Origin of the sequence: Paenibacillus ginsengihumi DSM 21568, assembly GCF_000380965.1 — a bacterium.
Taxonomy (GTDB): Bacteria; Bacillota; Bacilli; order Paenibacillales; family NBRC-103111; genus Paenibacillus_G; species Paenibacillus_G ginsengihumi.
The window spans coordinates 94,906-114,563 of the sequence record NZ_KB905554.1 but is presented as its reverse complement, the minus strand read 5'-3'; the positions used below and the strand labels follow the sequence as shown (position 1 = coordinate 114,563).

Annotated in this window: 22 protein-coding genes; 6 read left to right on the top strand and 16 right to left on the bottom strand. The window is 59.6% G+C overall.

The window, feature by feature from the left end:
- The first annotated feature begins 70 nt into the window (after positions 1–70).
- From F591_RS0105945 to F591_RS0105925, 5 genes are all read left to right on the top strand, one after another.
- Positions 71–448, top strand: a complete 378-nt coding sequence (locus F591_RS0105945) for a YhjD family protein (protein WP_019533674.1) — start codon at positions 71–73, stop codon at positions 446–448.
- Positions 445–1,689, top strand: a complete 1,245-nt coding sequence (locus F591_RS0105940) for a DNA polymerase IV (RefSeq protein WP_019533673.1) — start codon at positions 445–447, stop codon at positions 1,687–1,689. The genes F591_RS0105945 and F591_RS0105940 overlap by 4 nt, the downstream gene beginning before the upstream one ends.
- A complete protein-coding gene (locus F591_RS0105935) occupies positions 1,686–2,021 on the top strand; it encodes a YolD-like family protein (protein WP_019533672.1) in 336 nt (111 codons plus the stop codon). Before F591_RS0105940 ends, F591_RS0105935 begins: the two co-directional genes overlap by 4 nt.
- A 78-nt stretch (positions 2,022–2,099) precedes the next feature.
- The gene (locus tag F591_RS27480; protein WP_019533671.1) at positions 2,100–2,360 is read left to right on the top strand and encodes a hypothetical protein; all 261 of its coding nucleotides are present in this window, start codon (positions 2,100–2,102) and stop codon (positions 2,358–2,360) included.
- A gap of 96 nt (positions 2,361–2,456) precedes the next feature.
- Positions 2,457–2,963 carry a Crp/Fnr family transcriptional regulator gene (locus F591_RS0105925; protein WP_019533670.1) on the top strand — a complete coding sequence of 169 codons (507 nt, stop codon included), beginning with the start codon at positions 2,457–2,459 and terminating at the stop codon, positions 2,961–2,963.
- A gap of 173 nt (positions 2,964–3,136) precedes the next feature.
- Here F591_RS0105925 and hmpA read toward each other — a convergent pair whose 3' ends face one another.
- The 6 genes from hmpA to F591_RS0105895 form a co-directional block, all read right to left on the bottom strand.
- Positions 3,137–4,378 carry an NO-inducible flavohemoprotein gene (gene hmpA, locus F591_RS0105920; RefSeq protein WP_019533669.1) on the bottom strand — a complete coding sequence of 414 codons (1,242 nt, stop codon included), beginning with the start codon at positions 4,376–4,378 and terminating at the stop codon, positions 3,137–3,139.
- Positions 4,379–4,543: 165 nt separating this feature from the next.
- Positions 4,544–4,831 (bottom strand): stage VI sporulation protein F, encoded by a 288-nt coding sequence (locus F591_RS0105915; RefSeq protein WP_019533668.1) that lies wholly within the window; start codon positions 4,829–4,831, stop codon positions 4,544–4,546.
- 97 nt (positions 4,832–4,928) lie between these two features.
- Positions 4,929–6,977: an ATP-dependent DNA helicase RecG gene (recG, locus tag F591_RS0105910; protein WP_019533667.1), complete on the bottom strand. Its 2,049-nt coding sequence runs from the start codon at positions 6,975–6,977 to the stop codon at positions 4,929–4,931.
- A 10-nt stretch (positions 6,978–6,987) separates the two neighbouring features.
- Positions 6,988–7,839 carry a DegV family protein gene (locus F591_RS0105905; protein ID WP_019533666.1) on the bottom strand — a complete coding sequence of 284 codons (852 nt, stop codon included), beginning with the start codon at positions 7,837–7,839 and terminating at the stop codon, positions 6,988–6,990.
- Positions 7,840–7,849: 10 nt separating this feature from the next.
- A complete protein-coding gene (locus F591_RS0105900) occupies positions 7,850–9,637 on the bottom strand; it encodes a DAK2 domain-containing protein (RefSeq protein WP_040741149.1) in 1,788 nt (595 codons plus the stop codon).
- A gap of 62 nt (positions 9,638–9,699) precedes the next feature.
- A complete protein-coding gene (locus F591_RS0105895; protein WP_019533664.1) occupies positions 9,700–10,062 on the bottom strand; it encodes an Asp23/Gls24 family envelope stress response protein in 363 nt (120 codons plus the stop codon).
- A 209-nt stretch (positions 10,063–10,271) separates the two neighbouring features.
- Between F591_RS0105895 and rpmB the strand changes: the two genes are divergently transcribed.
- Complete coding sequence (gene rpmB / locus F591_RS0105890; protein WP_019533663.1) at positions 10,272–10,460, top strand: 50S ribosomal protein L28; 189 nt, start codon at positions 10,272–10,274, stop codon at positions 10,458–10,460.
- A gap of 73 nt (positions 10,461–10,533) precedes the next feature.
- Here the strand turns inward: rpmB and spoVM are convergent, their stop codons facing one another.
- From spoVM to def, 10 genes are all read right to left on the bottom strand, one after another.
- Entirely contained in the window at positions 10,534–10,617 is an 84-nt protein-coding gene (gene spoVM / locus F591_RS27475) for a stage V sporulation protein SpoVM (protein ID WP_019533662.1), read from the bottom strand.
- 245 nt (positions 10,618–10,862) lie between these two features.
- A complete protein-coding gene (locus F591_RS0105880; protein ID WP_019533661.1) occupies positions 10,863–11,111 on the bottom strand; it encodes a hypothetical protein in 249 nt (82 codons plus the stop codon).
- Positions 11,112–11,124: 13 nt separating this feature from the next.
- The gene (gene rpe, locus F591_RS0105875) at positions 11,125–11,784 is read right to left on the bottom strand and encodes a ribulose-phosphate 3-epimerase (protein WP_019533660.1); all 660 of its coding nucleotides are present in this window, start codon (positions 11,782–11,784) and stop codon (positions 11,125–11,127) included.
- Positions 11,785–11,786: 2 nt separating this feature from the next.
- Positions 11,787–12,701: a ribosome small subunit-dependent GTPase A gene (gene rsgA / locus F591_RS0105870; RefSeq protein ID WP_019533659.1), complete on the bottom strand. Its 915-nt coding sequence runs from the start codon at positions 12,699–12,701 to the stop codon at positions 11,787–11,789.
- Positions 12,702–12,723: 22 nt separating this feature from the next.
- Positions 12,724–14,877, bottom strand: coding sequence for a Stk1 family PASTA domain-containing Ser/Thr kinase (gene pknB, locus F591_RS0105865; RefSeq protein ID WP_019533658.1), 2,154 nt, complete (start codon positions 14,875–14,877; stop codon positions 12,724–12,726).
- A gap of 6 nt (positions 14,878–14,883) precedes the next feature.
- Entirely contained in the window at positions 14,884–15,654 is a 771-nt protein-coding gene (locus tag F591_RS0105860) for a Stp1/IreP family PP2C-type Ser/Thr phosphatase (protein ID WP_019533657.1), read from the bottom strand.
- 8 nt (positions 15,655–15,662) lie between these two features.
- Entirely contained in the window at positions 15,663–16,727 is a 1,065-nt protein-coding gene (gene rlmN / locus F591_RS0105855) for a dual-specificity RNA methyltransferase RlmN (protein ID WP_019533656.1), read from the bottom strand.
- 64 nt (positions 16,728–16,791) lie between these two features.
- The gene (gene rsmB, locus F591_RS0105850) at positions 16,792–18,189 is read right to left on the bottom strand and encodes a 16S rRNA (cytosine(967)-C(5))-methyltransferase RsmB (protein ID WP_019533655.1); all 1,398 of its coding nucleotides are present in this window, start codon (positions 18,187–18,189) and stop codon (positions 16,792–16,794) included.
- Complete coding sequence (gene fmt, locus F591_RS0105845; RefSeq protein ID WP_019533654.1) at positions 18,186–19,130, bottom strand: methionyl-tRNA formyltransferase; 945 nt, start codon at positions 19,128–19,130, stop codon at positions 18,186–18,188. Before fmt ends, rsmB begins: the two co-directional genes overlap by 4 nt.
- Positions 19,127–19,618 (bottom strand): peptide deformylase, encoded by a 492-nt coding sequence (gene def, locus F591_RS0105840; protein WP_019533653.1) that lies wholly within the window; start codon positions 19,616–19,618, stop codon positions 19,127–19,129. The genes fmt and def overlap by 4 nt, the downstream gene beginning before the upstream one ends.
- Positions 19,619–19,658 lie beyond the last annotated feature (40 nt).

Genomic DNA, 19,658 nt, shown 5'->3' with positions numbered 1-19,658 from the left:
GCATTTTCGTCTATTATGCTCCATGCTGCGGGAAAGTGCCGAATGAGGAGTTAGGCGGGAGGCTGATTGCATGGCACAGGCACCCTTGGAGACGGAAGGCGACCTCCAATTGATCAAAGAGTACATTTTGCTCCCTATGCTTTTGGACGTGCTGGAAAGGGATATTCAAGCATTAGGGACAGTAAAGCTCAAGATGGACGTTGTATATGTAAAGGCCTTGCGGTCTGCGCAAAATGTAATTACGGCAGACATTGCGCTGCTTCGGAAACGAATGCGCGGCAGAGGAATAAAGGTGTACGAGCAGCAGCGAACCGAATGGGGCATTGAGGCCCGTTATTTGTGCCGGGGCTATCATCACAGCTTCTCGATGCTTTGGGGGTTGGTGAAAGCGGAGCTTAGTCAATATTTGAGCAAATATCTCAACGTCGACTTAAGGAGCAGCCTATGAGAAGCAATCGCCAAGGTCGAATCGTCATGCTGGCGGATTGTCAATCCTTTTACGCCAGCGTTGAAAAAGCCGCCCATCCCGAGTATGAAGATCAACCTGTTGTTGTGGCGGGAGACCCGGCCCGTCGCTCCGGGATCGTCCTCGCCGCGTGCCCCCTGGCCAAGCAGCATGGTGTTACTGCAGCAGAGAGGCTTGGAGAGGCGCTTGCCAAATGTCCTGATCTGGTGGTCATTCGTCCTCGCATGGAGGAATATATCAAGGTATCCTTGCAAATTACGAAAATTTATCAATCCTACACCGACTTGGTAGAGCCGTACAGCATCGATGAACAGTATTTGGATGTCACGGGAAGTTTACAGCTTTTTGGCGGTCCTCATGAGATTGCGAAGAGCATTCAGGATAAAGTCATGAAAGAAACGGGCGTTCGGGTACGCATTGGAATTAGCGAAAACAAGGTGCTCGCCAAAATGGCATGCGATAATTTCGCCAAACGCAATCATTCGGGCATTTCCCATCTGCCTGTGGAAAAGCTGCCAGCCATGCTTTGGCCGCTGCCGATTCATCAGATGTTTATGGTGGGGTCCCGGATGTGCCGGCATTTAACGAGCATGGGGATTTATACGATTGGCCAGCTGGCTCAAACTCCCCTGGCCAAATTAAGAGCCAAGTGGGGGGTGAACGGCGAAGTGCTGTGGCTCATTGCCAACGGCAAGGATCATTCCCCGGTAACTCCAGGCACGCACGATTTGCAAAAAGCGATCGGCCATCAGATGACTCTTCCATTCGATTACCGGGAGCTTGACGACATCATGGTTCCCCTGTTAGAGCTCGCCGAGTTAGTATGTCAGCGAACCCGAATGAAAGGCTATATGGGCTCGGTCGTTTCCGTAGCTTGTCAAGGAGCCGACTTTGACCGCCCTTCCGGCTTCTACAGACAAATGAAATTACCCGACCCGACGAATCTGACGGATGAGGTTTTCCACGCCGCGAAAAAACTGTTTAAACGACATTGGGATGGGCTGCCCATTCGCAAAATCGGGGTCACTTTAAGTCAATTGGTCAGCGATCGGGAATATCAGCTCACTTTATTCGATAACCGCGAAGTCAAGTTAGCGCTGGAAAGAACGACTGACCGAATCAAGGAGAAATACGGAAACGCCGCGATCATGCGCGCCTCTTCTTTAAAAGCTGCGGGCCAGGCGCGGGATCGGGCGCAAAAAATTGGAGGACATTATAAATGAGTAAAAAGCTGCAAGGAAACGGTCTGTTCGAATCGTCCAGAATGATGCTTCCGGAGCATAAGGAGGCTTACATTCGGCACCAGCAAAATTTGCGAAAAAACGCGCGGCCGCAATTGGATGATCAGGAGATGGAACGCATATCCATGCTCCTTTCTGAATCGATGCTTTGCAAAAAAGAAGTGGAATTGGCATTATTCAAGGAATTTGAAATCTCCAGATTAACAGGAATCATAACAAAAATCGATCGGCAGCGAAAAAGCGTCAGGCTTGCCCAGGAAAATGATTATGTATGGGTGCAGGTAGCGGATATTATGGATGCTGCGCTGAAATAATTTCATAGCGAAACATCGAGCCAAGCGATGCCGCGCCGCAAGCTCACGCTGCACGCTGCCTTTAAGAAGTATTCCATTATGGGCATTATTGTGATCGGTTCAATCGCATTGACGATTTTGATGTTGATCGCTTTATTGGTTTTTATCGGAAATCGAATGTCGAACAAGTTAAGTGCCAATAAGAAGAAATGGTGGCTCATTGCTCATGTAATTTTTGTTATGGCGTACTTTGCCGGATTGCTGGGAGAACTTGTAATGGCCGTTTCGACTACGCTTGCCCATTTTGAAGAGCATATTTACGCAGCCCATTGTATATCTTGTTCTTCGACAATTTCCTGATTATACCTGGCGGCTTCGGTTGTTTAATAACGGGAATTTGGCTTGCCGTCCGCACTAACTGGGGACTTGTCAAATCAGGAAAGGTGACCTTCAGCTATGCGCCTGAATAAAGGCGAAATTTTGTTCCGGCAAGGGGAGACCGGACCGCTGTACCGCGTCAGCAGCGGACTCCTTAAAATACTCCGGGTGCACGAGGACGGCAATCCGATCCTCGTCAACATCATCGTTCCGGGAGAGGTGATTCCGCACCATTCGCTCATCTCTCCCAAGGAATACCACGGCACGGCCGTAGCGCTCGTCGCCTGCGAGATCGAAACGATACCGTCCCGCGAATGGTACGCGGAGCTGGAGGGCAACGCGGCCAAATGCCGGGAGGTTGCCCTGCTGCTGCAGAGCAAGCTCCGCATGATGCAGAAGCGCATCGACCAGCTGACCCAGATGACGCCGGCCGCCAAGCTGGACAAGCTCGAGCGATGGTTCGAGACCTACATCTCCCCCGCCTCGCTGACGGAGGTGCTGACGCAGGAAGAGATCGGCCAGCTGATCGGCCTGCGCCGCGAGACGGTCAACCGGCTGCTGCGCGAGCGGAAGCAGGCTCGGTAGCGCAAGCGGCAGGCTGGCCGAACTGGCGCAAAGCCTCGGCGGCCGCCCGCCATGCCCCGCCAATGTTCAGCGCCGAAAGCGAAAAGAACCTCCTTACCGCAATCAAAGCGGCAAGGAGGTTCTTGCATCGATGCGTCGCAGCGGATAAGCCGCCGGCCATACCCTCGGCTTCGTCAGCGCCGGACCGCCTGCTCTTCTTCCAGAAGCTGGCCTTGGGGGCCGAAAAATTCGTAGCGAATATCATTCTCCCGCACGCCCAGGGCGAGAAGCTGCCGATACATGGCGGCCATGAACGGAGTCGGGCCGCACAAGTAGACCCGGACGTCTGCCTGCGGCACGACGCTCCGCAGCCACTCTGCATCGATCAAGCCTTCCTTATCGTAACCGCCGGCAGCGCGATCCTCCTCGGTCGGCGACGAATAAGCGTAGTAGACGCGAACATTCGGGCACCGGGCAGCAACTTCGTTCACCTGCTCCTTCAGAGCGTGCACGCTGCCGCGCAGTGCTGCGTGAATGAACGTGATCGAGCGGTCCGAAGGCTGCTCCGCGAGCGTGTTCAGCATGCTGACCAGCGGGGTGAGTCCGACTCCGCCGCTCAGCAGAACGATCGGGCGATCGTCTTCGGCGTCGAGCGTAAAATCGCCGGCCGGAGCGCTGAGCTGAAGAACGTCCCCTTCGCGGACCGATGTATGCAAATATGTGGACACTTTGCCTGCCGGCTTGCCGTCAGCGGCATCCTCGCGCTTGACCGTAATCCGGTAATAAGGACGCCCGGGCGCATCGGACAGGCTATATTGGCGAATATGCGTATATTGCTCGCCGGGCATCTCCGGCTTGACGCTCACATATTGGCCGGGAACGAACCGCGCCAGCGGACCGCCGTCCTGCGGCACCAGATAGAACGAAGTGATCGTCTCGCTTTCCCGCTCCTTGCGCTGCACCACGAACGGGCGGAAGTCCGCCCAGCCACCTTCCTGCTGCTCGGCTTGTCTGTACATCTCGGCTTCGACCGAAATAAAGACGTCCGCAATGACGCCGTACGATTCGGCCCAAGCCTGGATGATCTCGTCCGTCGCGGCATCGCCGAGCACTTCCTTGATCGCCGCAAGCAGATTTTCGCCGACAATCGGGTACTGCTCCGGCCGGATGCCGAGGCTGCGGTGCTTATGAGCGATCTGTCTGACGGCAGGAAGGATCGCCTCCAGGTTGTCGATATGCGCCGCGGCGGCATAGACCGCTCCCGCCAGCGCCTCGGGCTGGCGGCCGCGATGCTGGTTGGCATGGTTGAATATGTTCAGAAGCTCCGGATGATTGGTGAACAAACGCTTATAAAAGCATTTCGTAATCGCCGTGCCGTGCTCGGCAAGCACCGGCACCGTCGATTTGATCACGGCGATCGTCCTCTCGTTCAGCATACGTCATTCACACCTTTCGGGTTGTTATAAACCCAGTATACAGGCGGGGATACGCATGCTTTGTGATTTCGATCACACGAAATAAGAACAGATCATGACATCAGCGCTTTCCGACCAAAGACAACCGCCGATTCGCCGCGTGCCCCCCATCTCCCGCTTTCCGAGTTAGCGGAACATGCCCCACAGCTTGATCAAATGAAACGTGTTGTTCGGGTCGATCTTTTGCGAAATGACAAAGCTGACCAGATGCTCCTTCTGCTGCGGCGTCATCGATTCGCCCAGCAGGGAACTCAGCTGGTCGACGAAACGGCGCACCTTGGTCCGGTCCTGCAGATCGTACTTGGTCACGCCTTTCATCATCATTTTGACTCTTTCCTTGACCGCCGGATTTTTCAGTTTGAATTTGATCCGCTCTACCTGGACCGGATCGAAGCCGTATTTCACATAACTCATGCCAGGCACCTCCGCTCGTCTTGCCGATTGGACTTACTGTAGTCATACAGTAAAGTCTATGACGAAGGGCTCGGACATGTGTACCTATTTTATGGGATTAGTCCAACAGCTCGTTATCGAAAATGTGCTCCCGCTGCAGGAACTCCCGCAGCGGCGCATAGACGGGCGCCGTCCAGAAATCGGGCCGCTGCACCAGCTCCGCCGCGTCGTCGCGGGCAAGCTCCATCTGCTCGAAGTCGGCGGCCGGGTCCGCCAGCTTGAATTCGGGCAAGCCGCTCTGCTTCGTTCCGAAGAAATCGCCGGGCCCCCGCAGCTCCAGATCGCGGCGGGCGATCTCGAAGCCGTCGTTCGTCTCGGTCATCGCCTTCATCCGCTCCTTGCCCGTCTCGCTTTTCGGATCGGCGATCAGCACGCAGTAGGATTGATGCTCGCCGCGGCCTACCCGGCCGCGCAGCTGGTGCAGCTGCGACAAACCGAACCGGTCGGCGTCATAGACGACCATCAGCGTCGCGTTCGGCACGTCGACGCCGACCTCGATGACGGTCGTCGAGACGAGCACGTGCAGCCTTCCTTCGCTGAAATCGCGCATCACCTCGTCCTTCTCGGACGGATGCATCCGGCCGTGAAGCAGGCCGACGCGGCATTCCGGAAGGGCGAATTGCAGCTGGGCATGCACGTCGATCGCGTTCTGCACGTCCAGCTTGTCTGATTCCTCGATCAGCGGGCAAATGACGTACGCCTGACGCCCGGCCGCCGTCTCCCGGCGGATGAAGCCGATCACGCGGTCCAGCATGCTGTGGGCGACCGCATACGTCTTGATCGGCTTGCGTCCTTGCGGCAGCTCGCGCAGCGTCGAGACGTCCATATCGCCGAAGGCGGTGATGGCCAACGTCCGCGGGATCGGCGTCGCCGTCATCGTCAGCACGTCCGGGTTCATCCCTTTGCGCCGCAGGACGCTGCGCTGCTGCACGCCGAAGCGATGCTGCTCGTCGGTGACGACGAGACCGAGCTGGCGGAAGAACACATCCTCCTGAATGAGCGCATGGGTCCCGACCACGATATCGACCAGCCCCATCTGGATCGCTCCGAGCGTCTCGCGCCGCTGGCGGTCCGTCAGGCTGCCGGTTAAGAGCGCCGTCTGAATGCCGTACGGCTCCATCAGCCGGTCGAGCGAGCGCTTGTGCTGCTCGGCCAATATTTCCGTCGGCACCATGAGCGCCCCCTGATAGCCCGCCTTCACCACGGCGAACAGCGCCGCCGCGGCGACGACCGTCTTGCCTGAGCCGACATCGCCCTGCAGCAGACGGTTCATGCAGTACGGCTGCTGCAGATCGTGGAGAATTTCCGCCAGCACCTTCTTCTGCGAGTCCGTCAACCTGAACGGCAACGCACGCACGAAGGCGCGGACGGCCGGCAGATCGACCGGATGCGCGACACCGTCGGCGCGGCTGCGGTTCAGCGCGCGGTAAGCCTGCATTTTCAATTGAAACAGGAACAGCTCCTCGTACACCATCCGCCGCCGGGCCAGCTTGCCCTGCTCGACATTGCCCGGGAGATGAAGCAGCGTCACCGCCGATCGCCGGGGCGGCAGCTTGTATTTCTGCGTCAGCTCGGGCGGCAGCACCTCGGCGATGGCGGCGGAGAATTGGGCGAGCGCCTGGCTCATCGTTTGGCGCATCCATTTTTGCGTAAGACCCGCGGTAATGGAATAAACAGGCTGCAGCGTGCCCGTTCGGGAGGGGCCTTGGCCGGGAAATTCGACCTCCGTCACGTTCAGCTGCAGCCTTCTTTGATCCCACTTGCCGGTAAGCACGATCTCCTCGCCGGTCCGAAGCTTGTCCTTCAGATAATGGCGGTTGAACCACACAGCCGTGATGAACAGCGGGTCGACGACGACCTTGCAGGTCATCCGCGACTTCGTCCGCCCGTACATCTGCAGCTGCGGAACGCCGACGATGGTGCCCTGCACCGTGATCTTGTCCCCGTCCTTCACGTCCGACCAATCGCGGAGCGTATAGTCCTCGTAGCGGAACGGATAATGGTCGAGCAGGCGCCCGACCGTGTCCAGTCCGAGCGCCAGCAGCTCCTGGGCTTTCTTGCCTTTGACGCCTTGCACCTGCGTCACCGGAATATCGTACAAATTCATAGTCTCGTCCTCACGCCGGGTTGGCGAACACGGCGACGGTCCCCGGACCGACATGCGCTCCGACGACCGGACCGATGTTCGTATATTGCACCGATCTCACGTCAAAATGCGGCCGGATCGAGGCGTACACCTCTTCCGCTCCGGAACGGGCGTTCGTATGCGCCATCATCAAATGCACCGGACGGTCTCCGAGCTCCTTCTGCAGCAGCTCGATGACGCGCGCGACCGCTTTTTTGCTGCCGCGCACTTTATCGACCGAATAGACGATGCCTTCGTCATTGATGGACAGAATCGGCTTGATGTTGAGCAAAGAGCCGACCAACGCCGCCGCCTTGCCGATGCGCCCGCCCTTCTGCAAATACTCCAGCGTGTCGACCAGAAAATAGAGTCTCGTCTCCGCCCGCAAACGGCCGACAAGCTGGACGATTTCATCCTTGCTCTTGCCTTCCCGCGCCGCCTTGGCCGCTTCGACGGCGAGCAGGCCGATCCCGTACGACGCGGAGCGGGAATCGACCACCGCAATATCCGGCCCGCCATCCATCATGGATGCGGCCAGCTGGGCCGATTGATACGTGCCGCTGAAGGCGGCAGACAGGTGGATCGATACGATCGACCTCGCGCCCTCCTCCGCCAGCTTGCCATAGACGTCCATAAATTCCGCGGGAGACGGCTGCGACGTCGTCGGCAAGCCGCCAAACGACGGCAGCCTGTCGTAGAATTGCTCCGCGCTCATATCGACGGCGTCGCGATACGATTCGGAGCCGAACAATACTTTGAGCGGCACCATCCCGATGCCCAGCTCCCGCCGAATGTCCGCGGGAATGTCGGCGGTGCTGTCCGTTACGATGCGAACTTGCTGCAATCCGCTCACCTCATTCCGCAGATATAATGTAGTAATACAGCGGCTGACCGCCGCTATGCACTTCCAGCTCCAGCTCGGGATACGTCTGCTCCACGTACTCGATCAGCCGGCGCGTCATGTCCTCCGACGCATCCTCTCCGGAATACAAGGTGACGATCTCCGCCCCGCTTTCGGCCATCCGGTCGATGAGCGAGCGGCAGGAAGCGACGCAATCCGGCTCGGAGACGACGATCTTCCCGTTGTGGATGCCAATGTAATCGCCCTGCCGAATGTCCATGCCGTCCATCTGCGTATCGCGCACCGCATAAGTTACCTGGCCGGACTGCACCTGCTGCAGCGCCTGCTGCATCTCATCGGCGTTCTCCTCGGGAGCGGCGTGCTCCTGAAAGGCGAGCGCCGCGGCGATGCCCTGCGGGATCGACTTGCTCGGAATCACGATGACCTGCTTGTTCTCCACAAGCTCGACCGCTTGCTGCGCGGCCATAATAATATTCGAATTGTTCGGCAGCACGAACACCGTCTGGGCGTCCACCTTGCCGATCGATTTCACGATATCCTCCGTGCTCGGGTTCATCGTCTGGCCGCCGGGCAATATTTCGTCCACCCCGAGGCTGCGGAAGATGGCGGAGATGCCTTCGCCCGCCGATACGGCGACAAAGCCGTACCGCTTGGCCGCCATTGCCGCCTCCTGCTTGACCGCCATTGCCGCCTCCTTGGGAAGATCGGCGGCGGAAATGTGCAGCCCCGGCGCTTCCTCGCGCAGCAGATGGGCATGCTGATCGCGCATATTCTCGATCTTGATGCGGCTGAGCTCACCGAACGTCTGCGCATGGTTCATGACGCTGCCGGGATACTCGGCATGAATGTGCACCTTGACCAAATCTTCGTCGGCTACGACGAGCAAAGAATCGCCAAACTGCGACAGCTCGCGGCGAAAGCGCTCCTCGTCGAACGGGCGGCCGGCCAGCTTGGCCGGATTCAGCGTCACGATAAATTCGGTGCAATAGCCGAATTCGATGTCTTCCGTCGCCAGCTTCGCCTGCGCTCTCCCGGGCTCCGCTCCATGCTCATAAGCCGCGGGAAGCGGGCGCTCGGCTTCAAAAGAGACGTCGATCGACTCCGTGCCGAAGGCGGCATAGGGCACGCCCGGCAGTTCCGGCTCGCCCTCGAGCGCTTCCAGAGCGGAGGCGAAGCCCTCGTAGATGTATATCAGACCTTGACCGCCGGAATCGACGACCCCGACCTGCTTCAGAACGGGCAGCAGCTCCGGCGTTCTGGCCAGCGCCTCTCCGCCCCCTGCCAGCACCTCGCGCATCACGACGCCGACATTGCTCGTCCGCTTGGCGACGTGCCCCGCGCGCTTCGCCGCTTCCTTGGCCACGGTCAAAATCGTGCCTTCGACCGGTCTCACGACCGCCTTGTAAGCCATATCGACGCCGCTCTGCAGCGCCGCTGCGAACAGCCGCGCATCGGCGGATTCATGGTCGGCCACCGCTTTGGAGAAACCGCGGAACAATTGGGACAAGATGACGCCGGAGTTCCCGCGCGCGCCCATGAGCAGTCCTTTGGCGAGCGCTTCGGCCGCCTTACCGAGATGCTCCGATGGGCGTCGGCGCAGCTCTTCCACGCCGGACGTCAGCGTTAAATTCATGTTGGTGCCGGTATCCCCGTCAGGGACGGGAAAGACGTTCAGCGCGTTCACCTTGTCCGCATTCGTCTTGAGCTGCAAGGCCCCGGCCTCCACCATTCGGATAAAATCGTTGCCGTTAATATTTAAGCGCTTTCCCAATAAAACCATTCTCCTTCCTGCAATGAACCCTCCCGGCGCCCGCTGCCCGGCGCCGGACTGCCGCTTCAGCTTTATTGTGCGATTCGTACCCCCGCTACGAAAATATTGACGGCTTCCACCTGCAGGCCGGCGACTTCGTTCAAGACGTATTTCACCTTCGTCTGGACGTTGTGCGCGACCACGGAAATTTTCGTGCCGTAACTGACGACGATATATAAATCAATGACAAGCGCCCCTTGTTCGCTGCGCCGCACCTCGACGCCGCGGCTCAAGTTGTCCTTGCGCAAGAGTTCGGCAATGCCGTCTTTGAGCTGATTGCGAGAAGCCATTCCGACCAATCCGTAGCAGTCCAAAGCCGCAGAGCCGGCCAGTAAGGCAATGACTTGATCGGTAACGTAAACCTTGCCATATTCTGTTTCCAGTTCGATAGCCATCGCGAACAGCTCCTTATGTATAGTTTAGGATGGTCACATCTTATTGTACTATAATGAGACAAAGAAATAAACAAACGCGGCCTTGACCGCCGGCAAGCCAAATAGATTGCATTGACGCGGCATTTTAAGCTGTGATATGATGGATAAGTGTGTTTTTTAGTGTGTTCGACCGCCTGCGGTCATTGGAACTTGTAAGGAGGTGTAACTCGATGTCCCGCAAATGTTTTATCACTGGCAAAGGACCAGGCACCGGCAATCACGTGTCTCATGCCAACAACAAGACGAAGCGCACTTGGGGCGTGAACGTTCAGAAAGTCCGCATCCTCGTCAACGGTAAGCCGAAGCGTGTATGGGTAAGCACGAAGGCTTTGAAATCCGGCAAGGTTACTCGCGTGTAAGCTTTGCGGCTTACAGACAAAAAGCACCTGGTTCAGGTGCTTTTTTTAGTTTGCGGCCGCCGCGCTTTAAGGATCATCCGTTTTTGCTGAACGTGTTCAGGATCGCCTTGACAAACCCGCCTAAAAATTTAGGAAGCTTGATGGTGTAAAATTTCATTGCCTTTCCCTCCTCCAAGTTCTGCCTGGCCCGATTTCTCGCCATCCTCCCGCCTCGGGGGCTTCATCCCGGCACAACCCCCTGATTGCCGCATGCTTCAATATATTCGCCTTTCACTCAAAATGTTCCCATACCTTATACCCGCCGACAAGGCGGATAAAGACAAAAAAGGCTACAAAAGCAAGCTCACTTTTGTAACCATGTTATTCCGGCCGCAGGCCGTTTATGCATCTTTATGTATTCGCTCATAACGGCGGCATTTGCTGCATAGCCACGTATACGGCATAAATGAAAGCGAAAATGAAGTAAAGCACAATCGTGACGGAAATGAAGGCGATGCGCATGCCGAGAGCTTCATAACGCTTGAAAAAATGAATCCCCGCATAGAGCGCCCCCAAAGAAAAAAAGTAGCGGAACAAATCCTCAATCTGCGAGAACAAACTGAGCAGGGCTGCGCACAGCAGGCTGTAGCCGATCACCGCTAACGCTCTCATCGCTAACAATACCTCACTCCTCCCGGCCGCGAATGCGCCGAATCGCCTCGGCCCGGTCCGGCTCATTGAACACCGCATTGCCTGCGACCAGCACATTGGCGCCCGCTTCGATCACCTGCCTGGCCGTATGCTCATTGATCCCTCCGTCGACTTCAATGTCGATATGAGATAACCCGCGCTCGTTCAGCATGCGGCGAAGCTCCCGGATTTTGCGCAGCATGGCGGGGATGAACTGCTGCCCTCCGAAGCCCGGGTTCACCGTCATCAGCAAAATCAGATCAGGCTGCTCGTCCAATACGTAATCGAGAACGGCGAGCGGCGTCGCCGGATTCAGCACGATTCCCGCCTTGACCCCCTGCTCCTTAATAAAGCCGACCGTCCGGTGAAGATGCGTGCACGCCTCGACATGCACCGAAATCAAATCCGCGCCCGCCCGGGCGAAGGCGGGAATGTACCGGTCCGGCTGCTCGATCATCAGATGGACGTCGAGCGGAAGCGCGGTGACAGGACGAATGGCCTCCACCACCAGCGGGCCGATCGTCATGTTCGGAACAAAGTGGCCGTCCATCACGTCAACGTGAATCCAGTCGGCCCCGCCCTTCTCCACATCGGCAATTTCCGCGCCAAGCCTGGAAAAGTCGGCAGACAGTATAGATGGTGCTATCCGCAGCAAGACTAGTACCTCCTTTTCTTCTCTTTCATTTCTTCGAGAAATTGCACGTAATGATTGTATCGCGAGGCGGCGATCAAGCCTTCTTCCTTGGCCGCCATGACCCGGCAGCCCGGCTCGTGCCGGTGCAGGCAGCCGCGAAAGCGGCATTCCTCCGCATATGGCGCGAATTCGCGGAAGCAGGCGGACAGACCGTCCGCTTCCACGTGAAGAAAATCAAGCTGGCTGAACCCCGGCGTGTCGGCCACCAGGCCGCCGCCCGGCAGGCGGACAAGCTCGACGTGACGCGTCGTATGCTTGCCTCGTCCGAGCTTCATGCTGATCTCGTTCGTCTCCAGCCGCAAGCCGGGTATGAGGGCGTTCAGCAGCGAAGATTTGCCGACGCCCGATTGGCCGGCGAACACGCCGATGCGCCCCTTCAGCCGCTCAAGCAGCTCGCCGAGACCTGTTCCCAACCGCGAGCTCGTCTCGATCACCGGGTAGCCGATCGATTCGTACAGGCGGCGGACGGCCTCCGGAGCAGCGGAGTCCTCCGCCTCTAGCGCGCCGGCTGCCGACGCCAGATCGCTCTTCGTCAAGCAGATGACGGCGCCGAGGCCGGCGCTTTCCGCATGCACCAGAAACTTGTCCAGCAGCTGCAGATTGAGCGCCGGCTCGGCGACGGCGAACACCAGCACGACGAGATCGACATTGGCCACCGGCGGGCGAATGAGCTCGGAGGAGCGGGGCCGAATCTCGGTCACCGTGCCTTCGCCGTTCTCCGTCAGCTCGAAGCTCACCCGGTCGCCGACCAGCGGCGAGACGCCCCGTTTCTTGAAGACGCCGCGGGCGCGGCATTGGACCGGCTCGCCGGAATCCCCCCCGTCGGGCAATACGTAATAATATCCGCTTAACGCCTTGACGATCAAACCGGTTGGCATGTAAGAAATGCTGCCTCCTGTTTTATTGATTTTGGCTGCCCTCCCGGGCCTCATCGCCTTCCTGCTTCTGCTCGCCTGCCGCCGGCGCTTGGTTCGCCTGGTTGGACTGCCCGTCCTGGGCCCCGCCCTGCGCCGGCGCATGAACGGGCTGCGTCTCCTCCGAACCGCTCTCCCCGGCTTCCGGCGGATTCGTCTCCCCGTTCTTCCAGGCTTCGTAATCCTTATAGGTAATCGTGCGCACGTCCGTCTGCTTCCCGTCCGTCCGAATTTGGATCGTCGCATTTTTGTCCGGCGAGACGACGAGCCGAACCTCTACGTTCTCCGACGCGGTAATATTGCTTAGCGTCGTATATTTATGATTGTCGAACTGCGCATCGCTCAAAATGATCTCGACGGTCGACGGGCGGCCTTGCTGAGCCGGACCGATCGGCACCATGACGGTCATCTGGCCCGCTTCCTCGGGAAAACCGGAGCTGACGACGAGCTTCGTAATCTCGCTTCCTACAGGCACCTGCTCATCCGGCTGAAACGGGAACTGCATGATGACCCGGTCCTTCGGATGCTTGTAGCTCTCCTCGTATTGGATCGCGTCCTTGGCCAGCTTCAGCTTTTTGGCGGCGATCATGTTCTTCGCTTCCTCTTCCGTCGCCCCGATCAGATTCGGCATGGCGACCTTTTCCGGCCCTTTGCTGACCGTCAGCACCACCTTCGCCTCGGCCGGATCGACCTCCGTGTTCGGGTCCGGCTGCTGGGCCGCAACCGTTCCTTCTTCTTCAGGCATAGGCTCTTCCTTCACCTGAATATTGCCCTCGGGAATGCCGAGCGCCGTCAGGGCCAGCTTCGCGTCGGCGAGCTTGCCGCCGATGACGTTCGGTATTTTCTCTTTCTTGCGCCCGTCGCTCACAATCAGGGTGACGGTCGATTGCGGCTTCACCCGAATGTCGGCCGGCGATTGGCGGATAACGACATCCTGAGCCACCGTATCCGAATGTTCGCGCTGAACGGCGGGCTTGAGCTGAGCGTTCGTCAGCAGCTGCAGCGCCTCTTCGAGCGGCTTGTTGACGACGGTCGGAACGAGCACGTCCTGGACGACCCAAGCCTCCTTCACGTACCCGACCAAATACCACATGCCGGCGAGCAGCGACATCAGCACGGCGAACCAGACCGTCGGCTTCACCCAGCGCTTTTGCCGGCGGGGCGGAGCGGCTGCCGCGTCCTCCCCATCCAGCTCGGCTTCCTCCTCGTCCGCTGCGGCGCGGATGTCGTACTGTCCGGGACGGATGGCCGGCATAACCAGCGTCCGCTCCTCGTCGAGCTCGTCTTCATCCGCAAAATCAAGCTTCGGCTCGTTGCGGCGGTGCGGCAGCAAGCTTGTCTCCAGATCGTTCATCATATCCTTGGCCGAGCGGTAGCGCTCGGACGCGTTTTTGCGCATCGCCTTCAGGATGATGTTCTCCACGCTCTGCGGAATGAGCGGATTCACCTTGCGCGGCTCCTCAACCTCTTCCTGCAAATGCTTGAGCGCCACGCTGATCGGGCTTTCCCCGAGGAACGGCAGCCTTCCCGTAAGCATCTGGTACATGACAATGCCGAGCGAGTACAGATCCGACTGCTCCCCGGTCGAGATGCCCTTGGCATGCTCGGGCGAAAAATAATGTACCGAGCCGACGACCGAACCCGTCTGCGTAATCGTCGAAGACGTGACGGCGCGGGCGATGCCGAAATCGGTGACCTTGACCCGTCCGTTGCGTCCGATCAAAATGTTGTGGGGCTTGATATCGCGGTGAATGATCTGATTGTGATGGGCGTGATCGAGCGCGTCGCAAATTTGGCTGGCGATATGCACCGCCTCCTCGACCTGCAGAGGCGCCCGTTCCTTGATCAGCTCGTTCAGCGTCGTGCCCTCGATATACTCCATGACGATATAGTGAGTGTCGTCCTGCTGACCTACATCGTAGATGCTGACGATATTCGGATGAGATAAAGAAGCCGCCGCCTGAGCTTCGCGACGAAAGCGGTGAATGAATTCCTCGTCATGCACGTATTGCTGACGCAGCACTTTGACGGCGATGTGGCGGTGCAATAAAATATCGAGTCCTTTGTACACAATAGCCATGCCGCCGCCGCCGACTTTCTCGAGAATCTCATAGCGTCCTCCCAACCGGCTGCCGATCATTCATTCTCACCCCGCTTCTCCATCGTTATGCCCGGCGCCGTCCCCCGTATTAGAGAGCAGCACCACCGTGATGTTATCGTCTCCTCTCGCATGAAGCGCCTCATTGACGAGAAGCTCCGCTTTTTCCTCCAGGTCGCCCTCTCCCGCAATCAATGCGGCCATCCGCTCGGAATCGACCAGGCTGCTCAGTCCGTCGCTGCAGAGGAGCAGCGTATCGCCGGACTGCCAGGCAATCTCGCGCACATCGACCTCGATGGCCGATTCCGTGCCGAGCGCCCGCGTCAGCACATTGCGCCGCGGATGATGATCCGCTTCCTCGCGGGTAATTTGGCCGTTCCTCAGCAGCTCGTTGACCAGGGAGTGATCCTCGGTCAGCTGCTCGATCCGGCCCGCCCGGACAAGGTAAGCCCGGCTGTCGCCGATATGCGCGATGACTGCGCTCTTGTCGTCCGCCAGCACAGCCACGACCGTCGTGCCCATGCCGTGAAAATGCTCTCTTCCAGAGGCGAACTCGAATATTTGTTCGTTCGTCGTCACGACAGCCGCTTCCAGCAGCGCTTTCCTTGCTTCCGGCGGCACCTCCCGGGTCACCGGCCGCAGCTGCTGCTGAAGCAGCTCGACGGCCATCTGGCTGGCGATATCGCCGGCCTGATGGCCTCCCATGCCGTCTGCCACAATCGCCAGGGACAAGCCGCCGAGATCGTTCACGACGACGGCCCGGTCTTCATTGACCGTGCGCACCCGGCCGATATCCGAGCGATATGCCGATTTGATCATCGCTCCTCTCACCTCGCTCCCGTCTCCATATGCTTCGCCCGCAGCTGTCCGCATGCAGCGGCAATATCGCTGCCCTGCTCCCTGCGGATCGTCGCATTGATCCTGTGCTTCTCCAAGATGCGTTGAAACGCGAAAATGTCGTCCTTCGGCGTCCGCACATAATTCCGTTCGGATACGAAGTTGACCGGTATGAGGTTGACGTGAACGAACGGAAACTGCTGCAGCACGCCAGCCAACTCCTCCGCATGCTCCGGCTGATCGTTCACCCCGCCCATCAGCGCGTACTCGAACGTGATGCGGCGTCCGGTCTTCGCCACATAGTAGCGGCACGCTTCGATCAGGTCGGCGAACGGAAAGCGCCGGTTGACCGGCATCAGCTTCGAACGCAGCGCGTCGTTCGGCGCATGGATCGAGATCGCCAGATTCACCTGCGTGTTCTCGTCGGCGAAGCGATATATATTCGGAACGATGCCGCTGGTCGACACGGTAATGTGCCGCTGGCCGATATTCAGCCCTTTCGGGTGAATCATGACGCGCAAAAACTTCATCAGGGCGTCGTAATTTTCGAACGGCTCCCCGATGCCCATCACGACGATGCTGCTGACCCTCTCCTGCGTGTCATCCAAGAGCTGCTGCGCCTTCACGACCTGGGCGATGATCTCGCCCGGCGTCAGGTTGCGCTTCAGCCCGCCCAGCGTCGAGGCGCAGAACGTACAGCCGATCCGGCAGCCGACCTGGGTCGTCACGCAGACGCTGTTGCCGTAGTTATGCTTCATGATGACTGTTTCAATGGCGTTTTTGTCCGCCAGCTCGAACAGGAACTTGACCGTGCCGTCCTGCGATTTGTATTTGGCGATCTCGGTCAGCGTGACGAAGGCGAATTGCGCCGCCAGCTTCTCTCTCAGCGCCTTGGGCAAATTCGACATCGCCTCGAAGCTCGAAACTCTTTTCACATAGAGCCAATCGAAGATTTGTCCGGCGCGGAAAGCGGGCTCGCCGTTCAGCCGAACCCATTCCTGCCAATCCTCCAGCGTGTAATCGTAGACGTACGGCTTGTTCTCCGTTTGCTCCATCGGATAGATCACAACCTGTATTCAAAAGTGAAAAACCACGTTTATTTTACCACAATGCGGCTGCTTATGCTCGCTTCCTCAGGCGGGCGATGAAAAAACCGTCGGAGCCGTAATCGGACGGCAGGATCTGCACCGCGGCGCCGCCGAGCGCATCCGGCCGCGTTAGGCGAAGCTTATCCGCCTGCGCCGCCCCTTGCGGCGCATCCGGCGCGAACTCGGGATGGCGCCCAAGAAATTCGGCGATCTGCTCCTCGTTCTCGCTCCGCTCGACGGTGCATGTGCTGTATACGAGCACGCCGCCGGGCTTCAGCAGCGGATGAACCGCCTCCAGCAGCTCGCGCTGCACCTCGGCCACCGCTGCGATTTCGCTTTCGCCCTTGGCCCATTTCATGTCCGGCTTGCGCCGGATGACGCCGAGCCCCGAGCAGGGGGCGTCCAGCAATATCCGGTCGAAGCTCGCCGCCGGGAAACGCTCCTGCAGCGTCCGGGCGTCGGCGACGACCGTGCGGATCGAGCGGAGTCCGAGACGCTCCGCCTGCTCGCGGACCAGCTTCTCCTTGTGCTCGTGGACGTCGCAGGCGACAATCTCCCCGCGGTCGCCCATCTTCTCGGCCATATGCGCCGTCTTCCCTCCGGGGGCGGCGCAGCAGTCCAGCACCCGCTGCCCCGGCTGCGGATCGACCCACTCGGCCACGAGCATCGAGCTTTCGTCCTGCACCGAGTACAGGCCGGCGCCGTATTCCGGCGCCAGCGCCATGTTGCCGCCGCCGCGGACGAGCACGCCGCCTGGAGCGACGGGCGACGGCTCCGCCGTCAGCCCGGCCTCCCGTAGCCGCGCGATCAGCTCGTCACGGGTCGTCCGCAGCCGGTTGACGCGGATGCTCGTGTGCGGCGGCTCGTTGTTGGCCCGGCACATCGCCTCGCAGGCCGCTTCCCCGTACTGCCCGATCCAACGGCGCACCATCCACTCGGGATGCGAATGCTCGAGGGCGATGCGCCGGACCGGGGGCAGATCGCCTGGCAGGACGAGCTCGGCCCTGCGCCTCGACACGTTGCGCAGCACCCCGTTCACCATGCCCGATATGCCGGGATGGCCGCGTTTTTTGGCGATGTTGACCGCCTCGCTCACGGCCGCATGGGCGGGGATGCGCGTCAAATAATGCAGCTGATAAAAACCGAGCCGCAGCAGGGCGCGAACCCACGGCTGCAGCTTGTCCATTCCTTTGGCGACGAAGCGCGCCAAATAGTAATCGATCGTGTTCAGCCGCTGGATCGTGCCGTAGACAAGCTCGGTGGCAAGCGCCGCGTCCTGCCGCTCCAGCCGGTACTGCTGCAGCGTCCGGTTCAGCAGCAGGTTGCTGTAGGAGCGGTCCTCCTCCACGCGGACGAGCACATCGAGCGCCGCCTCCCGGGCGCTTCCCTTCCTGCCTGCAGCGCCGCCGCTTGTGCCTCCGCGCTTCACGAGCCCAGCACCGTCCCTGGCTTAAGCTGCCCGCTGCGGGCCAGCGCCGCCGCAGCCATCGCCTTCTTGCCGGCGGGCTGCACTTCCAGCACGGTCAGTACGCCGCGGCCGGTGGCCACGTCGATGCCCCGCTCACCGGCAGCCAGCACGGTGCCGGGCGCAGCGCCTGCCGGGGCCGCGGCGCCGGCAGGCTTGGCGGCTTTCCATATTTTGAGCACGTCGCCGTTCCAGAGCGTATACGCCCCGGGACGGGGATGCAGCGCGCGGGTCAGATTCCAGATCTCCTCCGCCGAACGGCTCCAATCGATCCGCTCCTGCTCGCGGGTAATGTTGGGGGCGTACACGGCCTCCGCTTCGTTCTGGGGCACGGCGGTGACCGTGCCGGCCAACAGGCCGGGAAGCGTATCCAGCAGCAGCTGCGCTCCCGCCTCGCTCAGCTTGCGGAACATCGTGCCCGTCGTGTCGTCATCGCCGATCGGCACTTCGATCTTGCTGATCATATCGCCGGTATCCAGCCCCTCGGCCATGTACATGATCGTCACTCCGGTCACGGCGTCGCCGTTCATGACGGCGTAATGAATCGGCGCGCCGCCGCGGTATTTGGGCAGCAGCGAAGCGTGCACGTTGATGCAGCCGAGCCGCGGCAGATCGAGCACCGCCTTGGGCAATATTTGCCCGAAGGCGGCGGTGACGATCAGATCGGGGCGCCACTCGCGCAGCGCCTCGACGGCTTCGGGCCGGCGCAGCCGTTCGAGCTGAAGCACGGGCAGAGCGTGCTTCTCGGCCTCGACCTTGACCGGGGGCGGCGTCAGCACGCGCTTGCGGCCGACCGGGCGGTCGGGCTGGGTCACGACGCCGACGACATCGCCCAGACCGCTGCCCAGGAGCGCCCGAAGGGAAGGCACTGCGAACTCCGGCGTACCCATGAACACAATTCTCATGCTTCCTCCCGCTCTCTGGCCTCTTTCGCGTCGCTGCGGTACATCGCCTCGGCCAAATCCGTGTACAGCACGCCGTTCAAATGATCGATCTCATGCTGGATGCAGCGGGCGAGCAGTCCGGTCCCTTCGATGACGATCTCATTGCCGTGACGGTCGAGCCCCTTCGCCTTCACCCGCTCGGCCCGGCGCACATCTCCCGTAAGGCCGGGAATGCTGAGGCAGCCCTCCGGCCCGAACTGCTCCCCTTCCCGCTCGATAATCTCCGGATTGATCATTTCGATCAGCCCGTGCTCATCGCCTACATCCATCACGATGACGCGCTTCAAAATGCCGATTTGCGGCGCGGCCAGCCCGACCCCTTCCGCGTCGTACATCGTATCGGCCATGTCCTTCAGCAGCTTGTGAATATTCGGCGTAATTTTGCTGACCGGCTTGCACACCTCGCGGAGAACGGGGTCCGGATCTTTGACAATCATTTTAATAGCCATTCGATAAGGCACCTTCCTTCATAAATCGCAGGTCGTAGCG

What these genes read in the sequence shown, in the direction of transcription:
- F591_RS0105945 (WP_019533674.1), top strand. Translation starts at nt 71, where the DNA reads ATGGCACAGGCACCCTTGGAGACGGAAGGCGACCTCCAATTGATCAAA.
- F591_RS0105940 (WP_019533673.1), top strand. Translation starts at nt 445, where the DNA reads ATGAGAAGCAATCGCCAAGGTCGAATCGTCATGCTGGCGGATTGTCAA.
- F591_RS0105935 (WP_019533672.1), top strand. Translation starts at nt 1,686, where the DNA reads ATGAGTAAAAAGCTGCAAGGAAACGGTCTGTTCGAATCGTCCAGAATG.
- F591_RS27480 (WP_019533671.1), top strand. Translation starts at nt 2,100, where the DNA reads ATGGGCATTATTGTGATCGGTTCAATCGCATTGACGATTTTGATGTTG.
- F591_RS0105925 (WP_019533670.1), top strand. Translation starts at nt 2,457, where the DNA reads ATGCGCCTGAATAAAGGCGAAATTTTGTTCCGGCAAGGGGAGACCGGA.
- hmpA (WP_019533669.1), bottom strand. Translation starts at nt 4,378, where the DNA reads ATGCTGAACGAGAGGACGATCGCCGTGATCAAATCGACGGTGCCGGTG.
- F591_RS0105915 (WP_019533668.1), bottom strand. Translation starts at nt 4,831, where the DNA reads ATGAGTTATGTGAAATACGGCTTCGATCCGGTCCAGGTAGAGCGGATC.
- recG (WP_019533667.1), bottom strand. Translation starts at nt 6,977, where the DNA reads ATGAATTTGTACGATATTCCGGTGACGCAGGTGCAAGGCGTCAAAGGC.
- F591_RS0105900 (WP_040741149.1), bottom strand. Translation starts at nt 9,637, where the DNA reads ATGGTTTTATTGGGAAAGCGCTTAAATATTAACGGCAACGATTTTATC.
- F591_RS0105895 (WP_019533664.1), bottom strand. Translation starts at nt 10,062, where the DNA reads ATGGCTATCGAACTGGAAACAGAATATGGCAAGGTTTACGTTACCGAT.
- rpmB (WP_019533663.1), top strand. Translation starts at nt 10,272, where the DNA reads ATGTCCCGCAAATGTTTTATCACTGGCAAAGGACCAGGCACCGGCAAT.
- spoVM (WP_019533662.1), bottom strand. Translation starts at nt 10,617, where the DNA reads ATGAAATTTTACACCATCAAGCTTCCTAAATTTTTAGGCGGGTTTGTC.
- F591_RS0105880 (WP_019533661.1), bottom strand. Translation starts at nt 11,111, where the DNA reads ATGAGAGCGTTAGCGGTGATCGGCTACAGCCTGCTGTGCGCAGCCCTG.
- rsgA (WP_019533659.1), bottom strand. Translation starts at nt 12,701, where the DNA reads ATGCCAACCGGTTTGATCGTCAAGGCGTTAAGCGGATATTATTACGTA.
- pknB (WP_019533658.1), bottom strand. Translation starts at nt 14,877, where the DNA reads ATGATCGGCAGCCGGTTGGGAGGACGCTATGAGATTCTCGAGAAAGTC.
- F591_RS0105860 (WP_019533657.1), bottom strand. Translation starts at nt 15,654, where the DNA reads ATGATCAAATCGGCATATCGCTCGGATATCGGCCGGGTGCGCACGGTC.
- rlmN (WP_019533656.1), bottom strand. Translation starts at nt 16,727, where the DNA reads ATGGAGCAAACGGAGAACAAGCCGTACGTCTACGATTACACGCTGGAG.
- fmt (WP_019533654.1), bottom strand. Translation starts at nt 19,130, where the DNA reads ATGAGAATTGTGTTCATGGGTACGCCGGAGTTCGCAGTGCCTTCCCTT.
- def (WP_019533653.1), bottom strand. Translation starts at nt 19,618, where the DNA reads ATGGCTATTAAAATGATTGTCAAAGATCCGGACCCCGTTCTCCGCGAG.